This window comes from Stenotrophomonas sp. 2YAF22 (assembly GCF_052114665.1).
Taxonomy (GTDB): Bacteria; Pseudomonadota; Gammaproteobacteria; order Xanthomonadales; family Xanthomonadaceae; genus Stenotrophomonas; species Stenotrophomonas indicatrix.
The window spans coordinates 1-1,516 of sequence record NZ_JBFRFE010000821.1 but is presented as its reverse complement, the minus strand read 5'-3'; the positions used below and the strand labels follow the sequence as shown (position 1 = coordinate 1,516).

Sequence of the window (1,516 nt, the reverse complement as noted above, 5' to 3'; positions counted from 1 at the left end):
GTCCATGCAGTGGCCGCAGCCGTTGAGCTGCGACACGCGCAGGAACACCAGTTCCATCAACGTCGGATCGATCGAACTGTCATGCACTGCCTTGCTGGTGGCCAGCAGGCCCTTGAAGGCCTCGGCGGCCAGGCGGGTGTAGGGAACGCGGGGAGAGGCGTGGTCGGACATTTTCGGCTCCACGGCGGCCACGGTGGCCGCCTTTCATTACAAGGACGCCGCAGCATCGCCGCGCGTGACAACCGACGGCAATTTGTTCGGATTGAGCACGCTGTAGAGATTGGCGATGCGGCCATCGACCACTTCGATGGTGGTGATCGAGTGCAGGTGGTCGCCTTCGAAACGCAGGATCGCCGGTTCGCCATTGACGTAGCCGAGCTGTGCCGGATGCGCCGCGCCGCGACGGGCGATGGCCCAGTACAGGCGGCCGATACGCTCGGCACCCAGCAGTGGCCGCACCGCTGCGGTGACCACGCCACCGCCATCGGAAACCAGCAGCGCGTTGGCATGCAGCAACGCCTGGATGGCCTCGCTGTCGCCCCGCTGGGAGGCGTCCATGAAACGCGCCAGCAGCTGCCGGTGCTGGCTGGCATCGGCATTGAAGCGCGGCCGCCCAGACTGCAGGCGCTGCCGGGCCCGGTGCACCAGCTGGCGGCAATTGGCCTCGCTGTGGCCGATCAGCTCGGCAATCTCGCGGTAGTCGTGGTCGAAGGCTTCCTTCAGCAGGAAGGCGGCGCGTTCCTCCGGTCCGAGCTGTTCGAGCAGGGTCAGGAAGGCCACGGAGACGCCGTCGGCCAGCGCGTGCAGCTGCGCAGGGCCGGGCGCCGGGTCGGGTTCGAGGGTGATCGCCAGCGGTTCGGCCAGCCACGGGCCGACGTAGTGCGCGCGCTCGCGCTTGGCCGCCCGCAGCCGGTCCAGGCCCAGCCGGGTGGTGGTGGTCACCAGCCAGGCCTCGGGGTCGACGATGGCGGCCGCATCGCTGCCGGCCCAGCGCAGCCAGGCGTCCTGGACCACGTCCTCGGCGTCGCTGCGGCTGCCAAGAAGGCGGTAGGCCAGCGCCATCAGGCGTGGGCGGTGGGTCTGGAAGGCGGTTTCGGCGTTCATGTGGGCAAGGACGCGCCAGCGGGGTGCAGCGTGACAGAGGGCAGGTCAGATCTTGCCGGCCAGCGGCCGGCACCACCACCCCACGGTCGAGGGAGGGGGTAAAATGGGCGGATTACCCCCGCCAGCCTTCAGCAAGCGAGCAATCCGTGACATCGATCAAGCAGGAAGACCTCATCCAGTCCGTCGCCGACGCGCTGCAGTACATCTCGTACTACCACCCGGTCGACTACATCAAGAACCTTGCCGCCGCCTATGAGCGCGAGGAGTCGCCGGCAGCGAAGGAGGCGATCGCGCAGATCCTGATCAACTCGCGGATGTGCGCCGAAGGCCATCGGCCGATCTGCCAGGACACCGGCATCGTCACSGTGTTCCTGGAAATCGGCATGGACGTGCGCTGGGATGACGCCACCAT

Annotated in this window: 3 protein-coding genes; 1 reads left to right on the top strand and 2 read right to left on the bottom strand. The window is 67.8% G+C overall.

Annotated features, from left to right (window positions below):
* The coding region (locus AB4Y84_RS21440) for a carboxymuconolactone decarboxylase family protein (protein WP_442250903.1) at positions 1-171 on the bottom strand (171 nt) is incomplete at its 3' end.
* 36 nt (positions 172-207) lie between these two features.
* Entirely contained in the window at positions 208-1,104 is an 897-nt protein-coding gene (locus AB4Y84_RS21435; protein WP_442244307.1) for an RNA polymerase sigma-70 factor, read from the bottom strand.
* A gap of 146 nt (positions 1,105-1,250) precedes the next feature.
* On the opposite strand from AB4Y84_RS21435, the gene AB4Y84_RS21430 reads away from it, so the two are divergent.
* Positions 1,251-1,516 (top strand): fumarate hydratase (locus AB4Y84_RS21430; RefSeq protein ID WP_442250902.1); only part of this gene is annotated, 266 nt, incomplete at its 3' end.